Origin of the sequence: Streptomyces sp. H27-H5, from assembly GCF_026627505.1 — a bacterium.
GTDB lineage: Bacteria > Actinomycetota > Actinomycetes > Streptomycetales > Streptomycetaceae > Streptomyces.
In genome coordinates, this window is sequence record NZ_JAPNLK010000332.1 from 1 (window position 1) to 932 (window position 932).

Annotated in this window: 1 protein-coding gene; it reads left to right on the plus strand. The window is 65.7% G+C overall.

Annotated features, from left to right (window positions below):
• Window positions 1–932: 2-oxoacid:ferredoxin oxidoreductase subunit beta (locus tag OTB19_RS43135; protein WP_267804320.1), on the plus strand; the 932-nt coding region annotated here is incomplete at both ends.

Here is a 932-nt window from a genome sequence, read left to right on the forward strand (position 1 = left end):
GAAGGACTTCAAGTCGGATCAGGAGGTCCGCTGGTGCCCGGGCTGCGGCGACTACGCCGTGCTCGCCGCCGTCCAGGGCTTCATGCCCGAACTCGGCCTCGCCAAGGAGAACATCGTCTTCGTCTCCGGAATCGGCTGCTCCTCCCGATTCCCCTACTACATGAACACCTACGGCATGCACTCCATCCACGGACGCGCACCCGCCATCGCCACCGGCCTCGCCACCTCCCGCCGCGACCTCTCCGTCTGGGTCGTCACCGGCGACGGAGACGCCCTCTCCATCGGCGGAAACCACCTCATCCACGCCCTCCGCCGCAACGTCAACCTCAAAATCCTCCTCTTCAACAACCGCATCTACGGCCTCACCAAAGGCCAGTACTCCCCCACCTCAGAACTCGGCAAAATCACCAAATCCACCCCCATGGGCTCCCTCGACGCCCCCTTCAACCCCGTCTCCCTCGCCATCGGAGCCGAAGCCGGCTTCGTCGCCCGCACCATCGACTCCGACCGCAAACACCTCACCGACGTCCTGCGCCAAGCCGCCGACCACCAAGGCACCGCACTCGTCGAGATCTACCAGAACTGCAACATCTTCAACGACGGCGCCTTCGAAGCCCTCAAGGACAACGAACAAGCCCAAGAAGCCGTCATCCGCCTCGAACACGGCCAACCCGTCCGCTTCGGCACCGACCACACCAAGGGCGTCATCCGCAACCCCACCACCGGCGACCTCGAAGCAGTCACCCTCACCCCCGAGAACACCCCCCACCTCCTCGTCCACGACGCCCACACCACCAGCCCCACCACCGCCTTCGCCCTCTCCCGCCTCGCCGACCCCGACACCCTCCACCACACCCCCATCGGAGTCCTGCGCAGCGTCCAACGACCCGTCTACGACACCCTCATGGCCGACCAACTCGACACCGCGATCG